15 protein-coding genes are annotated in these 14,296 nt (G+C 70.7%); 9 read left to right on the top strand and 6 right to left on the bottom strand.

What is annotated here, in order from left to right:
* Window positions 1-54: 54 nt before the first annotated feature.
* The 4 genes from ACJ8AN_RS21445 to ACJ8AN_RS21460 all read left to right on the top strand — a co-directional run bounded on the left by ACJ8AN_RS21445 (window position 55) and on the right by ACJ8AN_RS21460 (window position 3,510).
* A complete protein-coding gene (locus ACJ8AN_RS21445) occupies window positions 55-1,524 on the top strand; it encodes a DUF4013 domain-containing protein (protein WP_407757276.1) in 1,470 nt (489 codons plus the stop codon).
* A 44-nt stretch (window positions 1,525-1,568) separates the two neighbouring features.
* The gene (locus ACJ8AN_RS21450) at window positions 1,569-1,952 is read left to right on the top strand and encodes a carboxypeptidase-like regulatory domain-containing protein (RefSeq protein WP_407757277.1); all 384 of its coding nucleotides are present in this window, start codon (window positions 1,569-1,571) and stop codon (window positions 1,950-1,952) included.
* 71 nt (window positions 1,953-2,023) lie between these two features.
* Window positions 2,024-2,884, top strand: a complete 861-nt coding sequence (locus ACJ8AN_RS21455) for a ribonuclease HII (RefSeq protein WP_407757278.1) — start codon at window positions 2,024-2,026, stop codon at window positions 2,882-2,884.
* The gene (locus ACJ8AN_RS21460) at window positions 2,881-3,510 is read left to right on the top strand and encodes a hypothetical protein (protein ID WP_407757279.1); all 630 of its coding nucleotides are present in this window, start codon (window positions 2,881-2,883) and stop codon (window positions 3,508-3,510) included. The genes ACJ8AN_RS21455 and ACJ8AN_RS21460 overlap by 4 nt, the downstream gene beginning before the upstream one ends.
* Window positions 3,511-3,608: 98 nt before the next feature.
* Here ACJ8AN_RS21460 and acs read toward each other — a convergent pair whose 3' ends face one another.
* Entirely contained in the window at window positions 3,609-5,576 is a 1,968-nt protein-coding gene (gene acs, locus ACJ8AN_RS21465; RefSeq protein WP_407757280.1) for an acetate--CoA ligase, read from the bottom strand.
* A gap of 58 nt (window positions 5,577-5,634) precedes the next feature.
* The gene (locus tag ACJ8AN_RS21470) at window positions 5,635-6,144 is read right to left on the bottom strand and encodes a hypothetical protein (RefSeq protein ID WP_407757281.1); all 510 of its coding nucleotides are present in this window, start codon (window positions 6,142-6,144) and stop codon (window positions 5,635-5,637) included.
* A gap of 93 nt (window positions 6,145-6,237) precedes the next feature.
* On the opposite strand from ACJ8AN_RS21470, the gene ACJ8AN_RS21475 reads away from it, so the two are divergent.
* From ACJ8AN_RS21475 to ACJ8AN_RS21495, 5 genes are all read left to right on the top strand, one after another.
* Complete coding sequence (locus tag ACJ8AN_RS21475) at window positions 6,238-6,624, top strand: VOC family protein (RefSeq protein WP_407757282.1); 387 nt, start codon at window positions 6,238-6,240, stop codon at window positions 6,622-6,624.
* Between the two features lie 141 nt (window positions 6,625-6,765).
* A complete protein-coding gene (locus tag ACJ8AN_RS21480) occupies window positions 6,766-7,188 on the top strand; it encodes an NUDIX domain-containing protein (protein ID WP_407757283.1) in 423 nt (140 codons plus the stop codon).
* 15 nt (window positions 7,189-7,203) lie between these two features.
* Window positions 7,204-8,463, top strand: coding sequence for a M50 family metallopeptidase (locus ACJ8AN_RS21485; RefSeq protein ID WP_407757284.1), 1,260 nt, complete (start codon window positions 7,204-7,206; stop codon window positions 8,461-8,463).
* Window positions 8,464-8,579: 116 nt separating this feature from the next.
* Window positions 8,580-9,233 carry a hypothetical protein gene (locus ACJ8AN_RS21490; protein ID WP_407757285.1) on the top strand — a complete coding sequence of 218 codons (654 nt, stop codon included), beginning with the start codon at window positions 8,580-8,582 and terminating at the stop codon, window positions 9,231-9,233.
* A 59-nt stretch (window positions 9,234-9,292) separates the two neighbouring features.
* Window positions 9,293-9,925, top strand: coding sequence for a hypothetical protein (locus ACJ8AN_RS21495; RefSeq protein ID WP_407757286.1), 633 nt, complete (start codon window positions 9,293-9,295; stop codon window positions 9,923-9,925).
* A gap of 60 nt (window positions 9,926-9,985) precedes the next feature.
* Here the strand turns inward: ACJ8AN_RS21495 and ACJ8AN_RS21500 are convergent, their stop codons facing one another.
* From ACJ8AN_RS21500 to ACJ8AN_RS21515, 4 genes are all read right to left on the bottom strand, one after another.
* Window positions 9,986-10,654 carry a molybdenum cofactor biosynthesis protein gene (locus ACJ8AN_RS21500; protein ID WP_407757287.1) on the bottom strand — a complete coding sequence of 223 codons (669 nt, stop codon included), beginning with the start codon at window positions 10,652-10,654 and terminating at the stop codon, window positions 9,986-9,988.
* A gap of 9 nt (window positions 10,655-10,663) precedes the next feature.
* A complete protein-coding gene (locus ACJ8AN_RS21505; protein WP_407757288.1) occupies window positions 10,664-12,505 on the bottom strand; it encodes a PKD domain-containing protein in 1,842 nt (613 codons plus the stop codon).
* Between the two features lie 176 nt (window positions 12,506-12,681).
* Window positions 12,682-13,398 carry an MXAN_2562 family outer membrane beta-barrel protein gene (locus ACJ8AN_RS21510; protein ID WP_407757289.1) on the bottom strand — a complete coding sequence of 239 codons (717 nt, stop codon included), beginning with the start codon at window positions 13,396-13,398 and terminating at the stop codon, window positions 12,682-12,684.
* A complete protein-coding gene (locus ACJ8AN_RS21515) occupies window positions 13,395-14,282 on the bottom strand; it encodes an MXAN_2561 family MXYO-CTERM-anchored protein (RefSeq protein ID WP_407757290.1) in 888 nt (295 codons plus the stop codon). The genes ACJ8AN_RS21510 and ACJ8AN_RS21515 overlap by 4 nt, the downstream gene beginning before the upstream one ends.
* Between the last annotated feature and the right edge of the window lie 14 nt (window positions 14,283-14,296).

Consider the following 14,296-nt stretch of genomic DNA (forward strand, 5'->3'; position numbering starts at 1 on the left):
GTCCGCTCCACCCCGTACACCCCCGACAGCCGACCGGCTAGGCTGCCGTGCCAGATGAGCCGCACGCCGCCCAAGCCCCTGGCCCACTGCAAACGCCACCCCTCCGCCCCCGCTGGCTGGCGCTGTGACGGCTGTGGGGCTTCGCTCTGCCCCGAGTGCGTCGAGGCGAAGCGCATGCAGACGGTGGATCTCCTCGTCTGCCGCCTGTGCGGAGGCCGGGCCGAGACGCTCCTCGTCCACCGCTCAGAGCAGGCCTCGTACGCGGACCGGCTCGGGCAGGTGTGGCGCTATCCCTTCACCCGTCAGGGCCTGATGGTGGCCGCGGGGCTCGGGGCGATGATGGCCTTCGTCGGCTTCATGACGAACGTCACGCTCATCGTGTTCCGCCTGGCCCCCGCGGCGATCGGCGCCGGCATCTTCTGGGGCAGCTTCTTCGCCGTCATGCGCTCGAGCACACGCGGCGAGAGCGAAGTGCCCACGCCGGACTTCGGCGACGTCTTCGACGACGGGTTGGTCCCAGCCCTCAAGGGCCTGCTCGCCACCAGTGTGGTGTGGGGCTCCCTGCTGCTCTACCTCGTGTTCGTCGGCGGCTGGGACGTGTTCCAGTACGTGGATCGCCTGCTGAGCGATCCCATGTTCTACATGACCGGCAGGTTCCAATCGATTCCGGGCGAGACGCTCCTGCATGACCCCATCGCATGGGTGCTGGGGCTCGCCAGCCTCGTCTACCTGCCCATGGCCCTGATGATGGCGATGACGAGCAACAGCCTGCTCGACATCTTCAACCCGCTGAAGGCCCTCCACTCCATGCTGCGCCTCGGGCGGGACTACGCGGTGGCGCTGGGCGCCCTCTTCACGCTGGGCCTCGTCTACGCGGCGGTGCACCTCGTCAGCTCCAGCCTGCGCGAGGTGGCCTTCGAGGTCATCGTGTCGCGCTGGCTCGCCCAGGTGCTCGAGTGCCTCGTGTTCTTCGCGATGGCGCGGGTGCTCGGGCTGCTGCTCTACACGCGGGGAGACGCCATGGGCTACGGCGACCCGGGCGACTACATCACCTCCGTGCTGCCCGCGGACGCGACGCCGCGCACCTCGCTGCGCGTGGACCCCGCCCCGCTCCCCTCGCGGGAGCCGGCCACGTCCACCCCGGGTGCCCCCTCTCCCGAGGCCCGGCTGGAGGAGCTCTCCGCGCTGGTGCAGGCCCGGAACGTCCCCCAGGCGCTCGCGCTCTACTCCGAGCTGAGCTTCCTGCCGAAGGCCTCCATCACCCCGGCGGTGCACCTGTTCGTCGGCCAGGCGGCGGCGGCCGAGGGAGACAACGACCTGGCGGTGCGCGCGCTGGAGTCCGCGGCGGACTCGGCCCCGGATGATCCGCTGGCCCCCAGGGCCCTGGTGCTCCTGGCCCGGGTGCTCGGCGAGCGCATGCAAGAGGCGGCGCGGGCGCGGGACGTCTACCGTTACATCGTCGACCGGTACCCGGATACGGACGCCTCGCGCTTCGCCCAGGCCCGGCTTCCGCCCACCAGCTGACATCTGGCGTTGCCGAGTGGGCGGGTCGTGCGCAAACCCTCCGCATGCTTCGGGCACGCCAGCCACTCCTCTTCCTGGGCCTCGCGCTCCTCGCTTCGTGTGACGGGGGCGTGCGGGTGCAACGCCAGGGCGATCCCTGCACCGACAGCCTCGTGACGCTGCGGGTGGAGGTGTTGGACGCGCAGGGCGCCACGGTGAAGGACGCCACCGTCACCGCGACCAACGTGGACACGGGGCACACCATCACCAGCACCACGAGTGACCGGGGTGTCACCACGGCGGTGAACGAGGACATCGGCGAGGGCACCGTGCGGCTGACGGCCACCGCGGGCTCCAAGGTGAGCGCGCCGGCCGAGGTGCACTGGACGTGCGACGACTGCCACTGCCACCCCGAGCCCGCCACGGTGCAGCTGCAATTGCACCCCTGAGCCCCTCCGGGCGGCTGGTCCCTCACTCGGCGTTTGTCGGGAGCGCCCTGACTCGCTAGGTTGAGGTCGCCATGCCGAGTTTGGAAGACCTCCTCCGGTGCTCCCTGACGGAGCTCACCGAGCGCTTCGTCGCCGAAACCCGTTCCGTGCCCGCGGGGCTGCTGGAAGCGCTGGAGGCGGATCCTCGCCAGGGAGCCAAGGCGCTCGCCAAGCGCATCCGGAGCCGTCAGGGGAAGAATCGCGCCGAGGGCCAGCGCCTGCGGCACCTGCTGCGCTTCGAGAACGAGCTGTGGGAGCAGGGCCACACGCACATCGCGGGGGTAGACGAGGCAGGCAGGGGACCGCTCGCCGGGCCAGTGGTGGCCGCGGCGGCCATCCTTCCGAAGGGCTGGCGGCTCGAGGGGCTGGACGACTCGAAGAAGATCGCCGACGAGGCGCGCCGGGACGAGCTGGCCGAGGCCATCAAGCGCGGAGCGGTGGCGTGGGCGGTGGGCGTGGCGGAGGCGGAGGAGATCGACGCGATCAACATCCGCCGCGCGAGCCTGCTGGCGATGCACCGCGCGCTCCAGGCGTTGGGCGTGCAGCCCACCTATGTGCTGCTGGATGCCTTCACGATTCCCGAGTGCACCCTGCCCCAGCGCGGCATCATCAAGGGAGACGCGCTGTCGTTGAGCATCGCCGCGGCGTCGGTGCTGGCGAAGACGACGCGGGACAACCGGATGCGCGAGCTGGACGCGCAATACCCGGGCTACGGGCTCGCCGAGCACAAGGGCTACCCCACGGAGGAGCACGTGAAGGCCATCCGGGAGAAGGGCGTGCTGCCCATCCACCGCCGCAGCTTCGCGCCGGTGCGGGAGGCGCTCGGCATCGTCGAGCCCGCGGCGCCCGGGCCCGTTCAAGGTGAGCTCTTCACGGGGAACGAGCAGCAGTGAGCGCGGACAAGGACATCGACGGCTGGTTCGCCGAGCGGGGAATCACCCTGCAGGACTCCCGGGTCCGGGCCCGTGCCGTGTTGGAAGAAGTGGGGCTCACGAGCGCGCGCAAGGTGCGCATCAGCGAGACCAAGCTGCCGAAGGCCGAGCAACTGTTGGCCGAGCGCTTCTACCGGGTGTGCACCGCGTCCGAGTGCCAGCAGGTGGCGCGGTCGAGCGGGAAAGAGCCGCTGCCGGTGGAGCCGCGCAGCCACTGCGAGCACTGTGGGGGCTCGAACAACCGGCGGGCGGAGGTGGCCTTCCTGGAGGCGTGCCAGCGCCACGGGGTGCGGCGGGTGGTGGTGGTGGGCGGCTCGCCCGCGGTGCGCGAGGAGCTGGAGGAGAAGCTCGGAGGCCTCATCGAGCTGCGCATGGTGGACGGCACCGAGCGGCGCACGGCGGGCAAGGCGCAGGGTGATTTGGAGTGGGGAGACCTGGTGCTCGTCTGGGGCGCCACGGAGCTGCACCACAAGGTGAGCAGCCACTACACGCAGCCGGGCACGCCCTACCGCCACAAGGTGGTGCACGTGGCGCGGCGGGGCGTGGCCTCGCTGCTCGACGCGGGCATCACCCACCTCGAGCGCTGAGCGCGCCCCTGAACTGAATCCGGACGGCCCGCCGTCGAGTTCCGTGCGAACTGGTCCGACAGTCGGACCAGTCCGCGCGAAGTGCGACCGGAGGGGGCCTACTCGTCGTTGCTGCGCAGCGCCGCGAGGACGTTGAGGTCCTCGAGCGTCGTCACGTCACCGGTGGTCTGCTTGCCACCGGCCACGTCGCGCAGCAGCCGGCGCATGATCTTCCCCGAGCGCGTCTTCGGCAGCCCTTCCGCGAAGCGGATTTCGTCCGGCCGCGCGATGGCGCCGATCTCCTTCGTCACGTGCGCGTTCAGCTCCTTCTTGAGCTCGGGCGTGGGAGCAATCCCCTTCTTCAGGGTGACGAAGGCCACGAGCGCCGTGCCCTTGAGCTCGTCCGGGCGGCCCACCACGGCGGCCTCCGCGACGGACTTGTGCGCCACCAGCGCGCTCTCCACCTCGGCGGTGCCCAGGCGGTGGCCGGCCACGTTCACCACGTCGTCCACGCGGCCCATCAGCCAGAAGTAGCCGTCGGTGTCCCGCCGCGCGCCGTCTCCCGTGAAGTACCTGCCGGGCAGCTCGCTGAAGTACGTCTTCACGTACCGGTCCGGGTCCCCGTACACCGTGCGCAACATGGAAGGCCACGGCCTCGTCACGAAGAGCAGGCCGCCCTGGTTCGCCGGCACCGGCTTGCCTTCCCGGTCGAGCACCTCGGCGTGGATGCCGGGCAGCGGCAGCGTGGCGCTTCCGGGCTTGGTGGGCGTGGCCCCCGGCAGCGGCGAAATCATGATGCAGCCCGTCTCCGTCTGCCACCACGTGTCCACCACCGGGCAGCGCCCACCGCCGATGACGTCGCGGTACCACATCCACGCCTCGGGGTTGATGGGCTCGCCCACCGAGCCGAGCACCCGGAGCGAGGACATGTCGTGCCGCTTCGGGTGCTCATCGCCCAGGCGCATGAAGGCGCGAATCGCCGTGGGCGCGGTGTAGAGGATGGAGATCTTCTCGCGAGCAATGAGCTCCCAGAAGCGATCCGGCCCCGGGTGCGTGGGCGCGCCCTCGTAGATGACGGTGGTGGCGCCGTTCATCAGCGGGCCGTAGACGACGTAGCTGTGCCCCGTCACCCAGCCCACGTCCGCGGTGCACCAGTAGATGTCCTCCTCCTTCAGGTCGAACACCCAGCGCGTCGTCAGCGACGCATTCATCGCGTAGCCGCCCGTGGTGTGCAGCACGCCCTTGGGCTTCCCCGTGCTACCCGAGGTGTAGAGGATGAACAGCGGGTGCTCGCTCTCCACCCACTCGGGCTCGCAGGTGTCGGCCTGCTTCGCCACCAGCTCGTTCCACGCCAGCTCCTTGCCGGACAGCTGCATCGCGCCCTGCGTGGTGCGCTGGAACACCACCACGCGCTCCACGGTGTTCATCTGCGGCATCGCCTTGCGCACGTTCTCCAGCAGCGGCACCACCGCGCCCTTGCGCCAGCCGCCGTCCGCCGTGAGCAGCACCTTCGCGCCCGCGTCGTTCATGCGCTCGAGCAGCGCCTCGGCCGAGAAGCCGCCGAACACCACCGAGTGCACCGCGCCAATCCGCGCGCACGCCAGCATCGCCACCGCGGCCTCGGGCACCATGGGCAGGTAGATGCCCACCCGGTCCCCCTTGCGCACGCCCAGCGAGCGCAGGCCGTTGGCCAGCCGGTTCACGTCCCGCGACAGCTCGCCGTACGTCACCCGGCGCCTGTCTCCGGGCTCGCCCTCGAAGAGGATGGCCGTCTTGTCCCGGCGCTTGTCCAGGTGCCGGTCCAGGCAGTTGTAGGCCAGGTTGGTGCGGCCCTCGATGAACCAGCGCGCGTTGGGCGGCTTCCAGTCGAGCACCGTCTTGAAGGGCTCCTTCCAGTACAGCTCCTCGCGCGCGCGAGCACCCCAGTACGCCTCGGGATCCTTCTCGGCCTCGGCCCACAGCCGGCGGTAATCCTCCATGCCGCGCAGGTGCGCGCGGCTCGTGAACTCCTGTGGCGGTGGGAAGACTCGGTTCTCGACGAGAACGGAGCTCAGCTCTTGCGACGGCGGACGAGGTGCTTCAGCCATGGACTCCTCCAGGACGACGCCTCAGGAGTCCCGTTCTATGAAGTCTCGTCCCCCTTCCTCAAGGAGACGTTGCGCAGGGACGCGCGTTCTGTTGGACGGCTTGATATTGAACCCACAGCTGGCAGGCGCACGCGGCCTGCGAGGCCCTCGGCTCGTAGCGCACGCTCAGCACGCCCTTGAACTCCGTGGCGCACTGTGTCGTGCCCTCCACGTGCAGCGTCACCTGGTCCACGATGCACTCGGCCCCGTGGGCGGTGACGGAGGCGTTCGTCACGGTGCCATCGATCGAGAAGGCATCGTCGCTCTCCGAGCCCCCATCCAGGAAGCGCCCCACGAGCAGCGCGTCCATCAGCCCGTAGCGCATGCGCACCACGTCGCCGGAGATGAAGAGCTCTCCGTCCCAGAGCGCCTCGGGCGAGGCGAGCAGACCGCAGTCGTCGCGCAGCACCTCCACGGCCTTGAAGTCGTAGGGGCCCTCGTTCTGGAGGTAGGCACGGGTGCAGCCCCCACCGAGCGGCAGGAACAGGGCGGACAGCAGGAGCGAACGGAACAGTCGGATAGCGGCCACGGCCCTCATGCTACCGGAGGCCGCGAATCCCTGCAGTGGGAGGATGCATCCCGGGCATGATGCGCGCCCCCCCGCTCCACCCCAGGAGGATCCATGCATCGCAGCCGGTTGGCAGCCTTTGTCATTGACTGCAAGACGGACGACATCGAAACGGCCACGACCTTCTGGAGCAAGGCGCTCGGCAGGTCCGTCGTGCCGCACACGCCGGAGGACGAGAACTACCGCGAGCTCTCGGCGGGGACCAGCGAGCCCATGCTCCTCCTCCAGAAGGTGGAGCATGCGAGCCGGATCCACCTGGACATCGAGACCGATGACATCGAGGCGGAGGTGAAGCGGCTCGAGGGGCTCGGCGCGAAGCGGGTGGAGTTCGTGAAGCGCTGGTGGGTGATGGAAGCGCCGACGGGCCAGCGCTTCTGTGTCGTCCGCCCGCAGCGCGGGCCCCTGGAGTCCGGCGCCAACGAGTGGAGTGGCGAGGGCTGAAGTCCCCGGCCTCGAGGCCCATCGGCGGCGCAGGGCATCCAGCCGAGGGAGCCCTCGAGCGACAGCGCGTGGGGTACGGGCCCGACGCGCCCCGCGCTTTTCGCTCCGGAAAGCGGGGGGGCCCTACGTAGACTCTCCCGCATGGCCCCGTACAAGAACCCGACGCCCACGGTGGACTGCATCATCGAGCCGCCCGGGGAGCGCCTCGTCCTGATCCGCCGCAAGAACCCGCCCCTGGGCTGGGCCCTGCCCGGCGGCTTCGTGGACGAGGGCGAGCGCCTCGACCAGGCGGCGGTGCGCGAGGCGAAGGAGGAGACCGGCCTGGACGTGGAGGTGGAGGAGCAGTTCTTCACCTACTCGGACCCGAAGAGGGATCCACGCAAGCACACCCTCTCCACCGTCTACCTCTGCCGGGCCAAGGGCGAGCCCCAGGGCGCCGACGACGCCGCCGAGGCCCGCGCCTTCCCGGTGGATGCCCTCCCCCAGGAGCTGTGTTTCGACCACGGCACCATCCTCACCGACTACCTGCGCTACAAGCGGACAGGCCAGCGTCGTAAGCTCTGAGACGGCCCTTCCCGGATGCACTACCTCCCGCTCCTCCTCGCCCTCGGACTGCTCGTCGCCCTGCACGAGCTCGGGCACCTCGTAGCCGCACGGCTTCTGGGCATCCGGGTCCACCGGTACACGCTCGGCTTCGGGCCCGCCGTGCTCTCCTTGCGGCTCGGCGGGACGGAGTACGTGCTCGGCGCCGTGCCGCTGGGAGGCTCGGCCCGCATCCACGGGATGAATCCCCATGAGCCGGGGCTGGACCCCGCGGACCCCACGAGCTTCTCCGCACAGCGCCCCTGGAAGCGGATGCTGGTGCTGCTGGCGGGGCCGCTGAGCAACGGGCTCTTCGCGCTGGCCATCCTCTTCGCGCTCTACACCTCGGGCACGCACGTGGTGGTGCCGCTCACCGTGGGCACCGTCACCCCCGGCTCCGAGGCGGCGCGCGCCCAGCTGCTGCCCGGGGACCGCATCGTCGACGTGGATGGCGAGCCGCTGGAGAGCTGGAGCGCCTTCGTGGACCTCATCGCCCAGAACCCCAACCGCGAGCTGAAGCTGGGCGTGGAGCGCGAGGGCGCGCAGTACCGCGAGGCGACGGTGCGCCCGCGTCCCGACGAGCGCGGCGAGGGCCGCATCGGGGTGAGCCAGCAGTACGTGTACCGCACCCACGGCCCGGGCCAGGCGCTGCTGCAGGCGCTGGCGCACTCGGGCAACCTGGTGACCGAGGGCACGCGGATGTTCGTCCGCATGCTCCAGGGGAAGCAGGGCCTGACGCTGGCCAATCCGGTGGGCGTGGTGAAGCAGTCCTCGGGCGCGGCGGCCAGTGGCCCGGGCGCCTTCCTGCGCGTGCTGGTGAGCCTCTCGGTGGCACTCGCCTTCTTCCACCTGCTGCCCCTGCCCTCGCTGGACGGGGGGCGGATGCTCTTCGTCCTCTTCGAGTCGGTGAGCCGCCGCCGGGTGCCGGCGCGCGTGGAGACGCTGGTGCACGCGGTGGGCTTCCTCGCGCTGCTCGGAGTGGTGCTGACGGTGGCGCTCGCGGACCTGCGCCAGCACCTGGCCAACGCCACGGCCTCCGCCCAGGACACGGACGAGCCCGGGGAGAATCCCCTCTCCGGCGCGGGTGCTTCCCCCGCCCACGTCCGGCCCGATGGCGGTCCCCTCCTCGTCCCCGCGTCCCTGCCCACCTCCGCCACGCCCGACGCGGGCACCCCGAAACCTCCGGCGGCGTCCACCGGGCTGCTCGAGCCGACGGATGGAGGCGAGGCGTTGATGGCGGACGAGCTCGGCGAGTAGGCCTCCGCGCCAGCTCCCATGCCGTGCACCCGGGCGGCCAGCGAGTGCCCTCGGGACGACGCTCCCCGGCTGGAAGAAGGCGCCAGGGAGACGGGAAGGCCCTATGCTCGCGCGGCATGGGCGCCAAGGCGAAGAACGACGGCCTCTTCTGTGAGCTCTACTGGGGCACCACCCTCAACGAGGCGCGGGGCTTCGGCCCGGAGCAGGAGCGCGTGCTCGCCGCGCCGGACGAGACGGTGCCCCTGCCCCTCTACGGCTTCACCCTGCCCGAGGAGCCCTTCCTGATCGCCGAGCGCTCCGAGCAGGGCTACCGCGTCTACGTCCCTCCGGCGGCGCGTGTCGAGCGCAGCCGGCGCGGGGATGCCTTCCGCCCGGTGCCCGCCGAGGAGCTCCAGCGGACCGGGGAGCGCGCCTGGGTGGAGCTCCTGCCGGACGACAAGCTGCGCCTGCTGGAGAAGGAGCTCTCCCTGGTGCTGACCCACTCGGTGGCGGGCAAGCGCGCGGCGAGCCTGCGGCTGAAGGACATCGGCTGGCTGGCGGTGGTGTCCACGCTCTTCCTGAGCCTGCCGGTGGGCTTCCTCATCGCGGGGCCCACCCCCCAGCCCTTGGCCGAATCCAACGCCCGGGCCACCGCCGGTGCCCGCGAGCGCGAGCGGGCCGAGCGCAAGCGGCTCGGAGTCGACACGCCCGCGCATCCCCTCACCCCGAGGGACGCGCAGCAGTCCGACGGGGGCACGAAGCTGGTGCCCGCCAACCTCGGCGTGCACTGAGGCGCGGGGAGGCTCGGTGAGTTCTTCCGGATGCTCACCTTCTAAAAGAGGCGGAAGCCATGGACCAGTTCGGTAACGTCCGCTTCGAGAACCAGGAGCTTGAAAACGAGCGGCTGGAGTTGACGGTCAAGGACGCACACTACTTTCTGGGCCCCCACCTGACGCTCCGTCGCTGCACCGTCATTTTGAACGTTTCCGCGAAGCGCCTGTTCATCAATCAGGCTCGCTTCATCGACTGCACCTTCGAGGTGAAGCAGGAGTTGAAGAACCATCAGGACTGGATAGGGGCCTCCCTCGAGAATTGCCGGTTCAAGGGGCGTCTGTCGGGCTGCGACTTCGGCCACTGGCCAGAGTACAGCAGTGCTCCATGGTGTCAGTTCGGTTCCATTGAGGACTGTGACTTCACCGAGGCCCGGCTGGACGGCTGCCGCATCATGGGGTGCGACCCCTCCACCATCCGTTTTCCCAAGTGGCCCTGCTTCACCCTCCTGGACCCCCTCGGGCGAGCCCCCGGGCTGCGCAGTGTCAAATGGCCGGGTCGTTTTGGAGAGGTCATCATAGAAAACCTCCACAAACGACCGCCCCGCACCAGGTCTCTGACTGAACATGCACCCACGGTGGCCAGGAAATTCGGCACCACTGAAGAAGAGCTCCGGGCCGTCATCGAGCAATTCGACTGCATCGTCTACTGACGCCAACAGGGCATGGCGGCGACCTCGCCAAGGAAGAGGACTGAGGGGCCCGGGTGACGCTCAGGGCCCCAGGCCCACCCACACCTCGCCGTCCTCGTAGAACTCCTTCTTCCAGATGGGGACGTCCTGCTTGAGCCGCTCGATGGCGTGCTCGCACCCGAGGAAGGCCTCCTTGCGGTGGGGCGCGGCGGCGGCGATGACCACGGCCAGCTCTCCCGGCTGCAACGTCCCCACCCGGTGCACGATGGCCAGCCGCGTGCCATTGAAGCGCTCGGCCACCTCGGCGCCAATCTCCGCCAGCTTCTTCTCGGCCATGGGCGGATAGGCCTCGTACTCCAGCCGCAGCACGCGCCGACCCCGCGTCTGGTTGCGCACCGAGCCGGAGAAGGTGACGAGCCCGCCGTACGCCTCGCCCGCCACCGCCTCCACCACCTCCTCCAGCCGCAGCGGCCGGTCCACCACGCGGAACAACCCGCCGCTGCCGCCGGCCACCGGGGGAATGAGGGCCAGCTCCGCGCCCGGGGGCACCGGGGCCTCGGCGTCGGAGAACTCCTGGTTCACCGCCACCCGCAGGTGCGGCAGCAGCGGCGCGAGCGAGGGGTGGCGCGAGGCCAGCAGGCGCAGCACGTCACCCACGCGCGCGCCCGGGGGCAGCTCCAGCGACTCGCGCGACAGCCCCGAGCGCTCGCGCGCCGCGGCGAAATACAGGACGGAAATGGTGTCGGACACGGCGCCCTCTTACCGCGACCGGAGCTCGACGCGCGCCCGGAAACGGCCGCCGCCCTGCTCCGGAGCGAAGTCGAGGAAGACGAGCTCCACGGGCGGGAGCTGCTCCATCATCGCGCCCACCAGCGAGCGGGCCACGGGCAGTTGCAGCGGAGGCACGCCGGGCACGTCCTGGGGCGCTTGCAGCTCGGCGCGCAACCGGCCCACGTCCACCAGGGCGGAGAGATGGCCGGGCTCGAAGGCCTGGGCGCCGAAGCGCTCGCGCAGCGACGCCCCCACGTCCCCCGAGGCCCGGGCCTGGAGCGACTCGCCGCCCTGCACCATGAGGCGGTCCTTCGTGAAGGTGAGCTCCACCGGCTGCTCCATCACCCGCGTGCGCAGGCGCGTGGCGTCCGCGCCCTCGAGCACCTCGAAGGGCTGCCCGCGCGCCTGGAGCCAACCGGTGAGCCAGTCCCGCACCGGCTCGGGGTGCACCAGGCCCGCCTGGAAGAGCAGCGAGCCCCGCGGCTCCGGCTTCCGGTTGCCCTTGATGAAGTTGCGGTAGAAGGCCGCCGCGTCGAAGTAGGCCAGCAGCGTCAGGTCTCCGCGCAGGGCGCCCAGCAGCTTGTCCACGCGGGCCTCGTCGAGCCCCTCGCCCAGCAGGCGCTGCTGCGTGCGGATGCGCCGCTCCGAGCCGGGCGCGCCGAAGACGAGCTTCGCCAGCTCATCGGGCGGAATGGACACCATCAGCGCGGCGATGGGGCCCGCGGGCGCCTTGCCCAGCAGCTCCGAGCCGGGGGCGCTCTTGCCCTCGAAGAGCGACTTGTCCGAGGCCACCCAGCCCTCCAGCTCGGCCCGGTCCGGCTCCGCCCGCAGCGCCGCCCAGACGCCCTGGATGCCGGCGGAGGCATCGTCCCCCACCGGCCGTGCGAAGAGCTGCACGTTGCCCGCGGCCACCTTCGGCTTCAGTTCGTTGAGCAGCGGCAGCTCGGCGAGCCCCGGGCCGCTCATGCCCGTGAGGCGCGTGCGAATGGCCTCCAACTCGTCCGCCGGTGCCGTCCCGCCCGTCCGCGCCTGGGCCTTGATGATGCGGGCGCTCGCCTCCTGCGTGCCGTCCGCCTCGCCCGTATCCGGCACCACCAGGTACAGGTAGCCCCGGTCCGGGAAGAGCAGCAGCGGCGCCCCGCTCAGGCGCTCGAGCCGGACGCTGTCCCCGGCCCCGCGCCCCGTGACGCGGGCGCCCGCGGATTCCAGCTCCGCCACCACCGCGTCCAGCGCCGGTGACGCGTCCGTCACGCCCAGCAGCCCCACGGTGCCCTCGAAGCCCGGCAGGGTGAAGAAGCCCACGCCCTCCTCCGGGTCCACCAGCCGCGGCTGCCCCCGCAGCTCGCGCAGCACCAGCGACAGCAGCGGGGCCTCCTCGAGCGCCTGGCGCGCCTGCTTCTCCCCCATCAGCCGCGAGGCGAAGCCCACCATGGGCTCCACGTTGCCGCGCAGCTGGGGGAAGAAGATGGCGAACTCCGTGTCCGCGGGCATGGCGCGCAGCACCGGCCGGGGCACCACCGTCACCGTGGCGCTGCCGAGCACCTCGTCCTTCTTCTGCTCCAGCGCGCGCACCGGGAAGGCGCCCGCGCGCGGGAAGGCGTGGGACACCCGCGCGCCCTGCTGCGGCGGCGAGCCGTCTCCGAAGTCCCAGCGCACCACCGGGGCGTCCTTCGCCTCGGAGCCGAAGTCCACCGGGACTCCGGCCTCCACCGTGCGCTCGCCGCCCAGCTCGGGCTTCACCGCGCGATGGCAACCGGGGCCCACCAGGGCCACGGCCACCAGGAAGAAGGCTGTCAGGGCTCGAAGCGGGGCACGCACGGGGAGTGTCATGGGTGCCTCGTAATCCAGCGCGAGACCGGACCTCCAGTACGAGTCGGGGAGGCGGGGCCCCTCGCCGCCGAAGGTGTTCACTTTCGCGTACGTGTCCCCGGGGCTCTTCCCTGCCCTGGACAGTCGCGGCGCAGCGGCCGGTGTGTTGCACCGCGCCGCCCGCCCCTGCCTCGGCGCTAGTAATCCAGCGCCAGACCGAACATCCAGTACGAGTCCGAGAGGTTGAGCCCCTCGCCGCCGAAGTTGTTCACCTTGGAGTAGGTGTACTCGGCGAAGAGGTAGCTGTGGTTGATGCCGAGGTCCGAGTCGAAGTCGCGCGCCAGCCGCGGCTCCAGCACGTCCAGCATGAAGGACACGCCGCCGGCCACTTCCCAGCCCAGCTTGCCGCCCTGCCCCTTGGCGTCGCCCACCTTCTCGATCTCCCCGCCCTTGTTCACCCACCACGGCGTGTAGACGAGGCCGGGCTTGAGGTAGGGCACCAGCGGAATGCCCCAGTGGAACGCCGGGTAGTCGAAGCGGTAGACGCCCCGCAGGCGGATGGGCAGCACGTGGAAGCCCGTGCGCTCCGCGCTCGCCTCTCCGCTGGGCAGCAGCGCCGCGGCGTACTTCTCCGCGTAGCCCGCCGACAGGCTCAGGCCCGCGCTACCGATGCCCTGGTAGAAGAAGCGCTGCAGCTCCACCTCGAAGAGCAGCAGGTTGCTGTTGCCGAACACCTTCTGGAACGGGTCCGTCTCCAGGCCCTCTCCGCTGGCGATCTGCGGTTTGTAGCCACCGAGCCGGAACTCCACGGAGCCGGAACGGGGCGACTGGTTGATTTCACCGGACGCCTGTTGCGCCTCGCCGGGCAGCGCGGTGAGGAAGACCGCGAGGCCGAGGGCTACTGCTCGAGTCATGAACGATTTCTCCTTGAGGACAGCCAGAAACCCAGGACGGCCAGCACCGCTCCGCCCACAACTCCTCCGCCCGCCGCGCCGCACCCGCCCGTCTCCTTGCCCCCGGCGCCGATGTACTCCTCCAGGAAGCCATTGGTCTTGATGGGGGTGGCCTCCGCCTGCGCGGACGCGCCGCTCTGGTTGCCCGCCTCGTCGAAGGCGTAGGCCACCAGCTGGTACGTCACCTCGTTCACCAACCCCTCCACCTTGATGTCCCCCTGGCCCACCACCTTCTCGCCCGTCTTCACCACTTCGCCGTCCCGCGACACCACGAGCTGGATTCGGGAGGAGCCCGTCGGCTCGCTGATGTGGGCGGTCACCGACTGGTCCAGCCCGCTGGCCGACTCGATGGTGGGGGCATCGGGCGGCTTCCCGTCGAAGAGGAGCTCCATCCCGCTCGCCTTCGTCACGGCGGTGGCGCACGTCGAGGTGTCGTAGAGGCTCGCGTACGCCTTGGTGGCCCCGCACAACCGGAACGTCACTTCTTCCTGCAGCGACTCGCAGCCCCCTCCGCCGTCCGCGGTGGGGAAGAGCAACCGGTTGAGGTTGAACTGGAAGGTCCCCGTGGTCTGCGCAATCAGCGTGTCCCGGGGGATGCTGTTCAGGCCGACATCCCCGACCCCGGCCGCATCCCCGCACTCCTTGTTGGGGGCGGTGAGCCACAGGGAGAGCGCGTCACAGGCATTGCCGGAGCGCGTCCAGGTGGCCGTCACCGGCCGGTCGGCGCAGTCGCTCGGGCCGAAGCTCAGCCGGCTCTGGCCGGTGGACAGCTTGAGGGTCACCGACACCTGGGCGGATGCCGCGGACGACAGCAGCAGGGCGGAGAGAATGAGGAGGTTACGCATGGGCGGGCGGAGGG

The sequence above is a fragment of the Archangium sp. genome (assembly GCF_045802675.1).
Lineage (GTDB): Bacteria > Myxococcota > Myxococcia > Myxococcales > Myxococcaceae > Archangium.

Coding starts and splice junctions, on each gene's coding strand:
- ACJ8AN_RS21445 (WP_407757276.1), top strand. CDS start 55: ATGAGCCGCACGCCGCCCAAGCCCCTGGCCCACTGCAAACGCCACCCC.
- acs (WP_407757280.1), bottom strand. CDS start 5,576: ATGGCTGAAGCACCTCGTCCGCCGTCGCAAGAGCTGAGCTCCGTTCTC.
- ACJ8AN_RS21450 (WP_407757277.1), top strand. CDS start 1,569: ATGCTTCGGGCACGCCAGCCACTCCTCTTCCTGGGCCTCGCGCTCCTC.
- ACJ8AN_RS21490 (WP_407757285.1), top strand. CDS start 8,580: ATGGGCGCCAAGGCGAAGAACGACGGCCTCTTCTGTGAGCTCTACTGG.
- ACJ8AN_RS21485 (WP_407757284.1), top strand. CDS start 7,204: ATGCACTACCTCCCGCTCCTCCTCGCCCTCGGACTGCTCGTCGCCCTG.
- ACJ8AN_RS21475 (WP_407757282.1), top strand. CDS start 6,238: ATGCATCGCAGCCGGTTGGCAGCCTTTGTCATTGACTGCAAGACGGAC.
- ACJ8AN_RS21510 (WP_407757289.1), bottom strand. CDS start 13,398: ATGACTCGAGCAGTAGCCCTCGGCCTCGCGGTCTTCCTCACCGCGCTG.
- ACJ8AN_RS21505 (WP_407757288.1), bottom strand. CDS start 12,505: ATGACACTCCCCGTGCGTGCCCCGCTTCGAGCCCTGACAGCCTTCTTC.
- ACJ8AN_RS21455 (WP_407757278.1), top strand. CDS start 2,024: ATGCCGAGTTTGGAAGACCTCCTCCGGTGCTCCCTGACGGAGCTCACC.
- ACJ8AN_RS21480 (WP_407757283.1), top strand. CDS start 6,766: ATGGCCCCGTACAAGAACCCGACGCCCACGGTGGACTGCATCATCGAG.
- ACJ8AN_RS21515 (WP_407757290.1), bottom strand. CDS start 14,282: ATGCGTAACCTCCTCATTCTCTCCGCCCTGCTGCTGTCGTCCGCGGCA.
- ACJ8AN_RS21495 (WP_407757286.1), top strand. CDS start 9,293: ATGGACCAGTTCGGTAACGTCCGCTTCGAGAACCAGGAGCTTGAAAAC.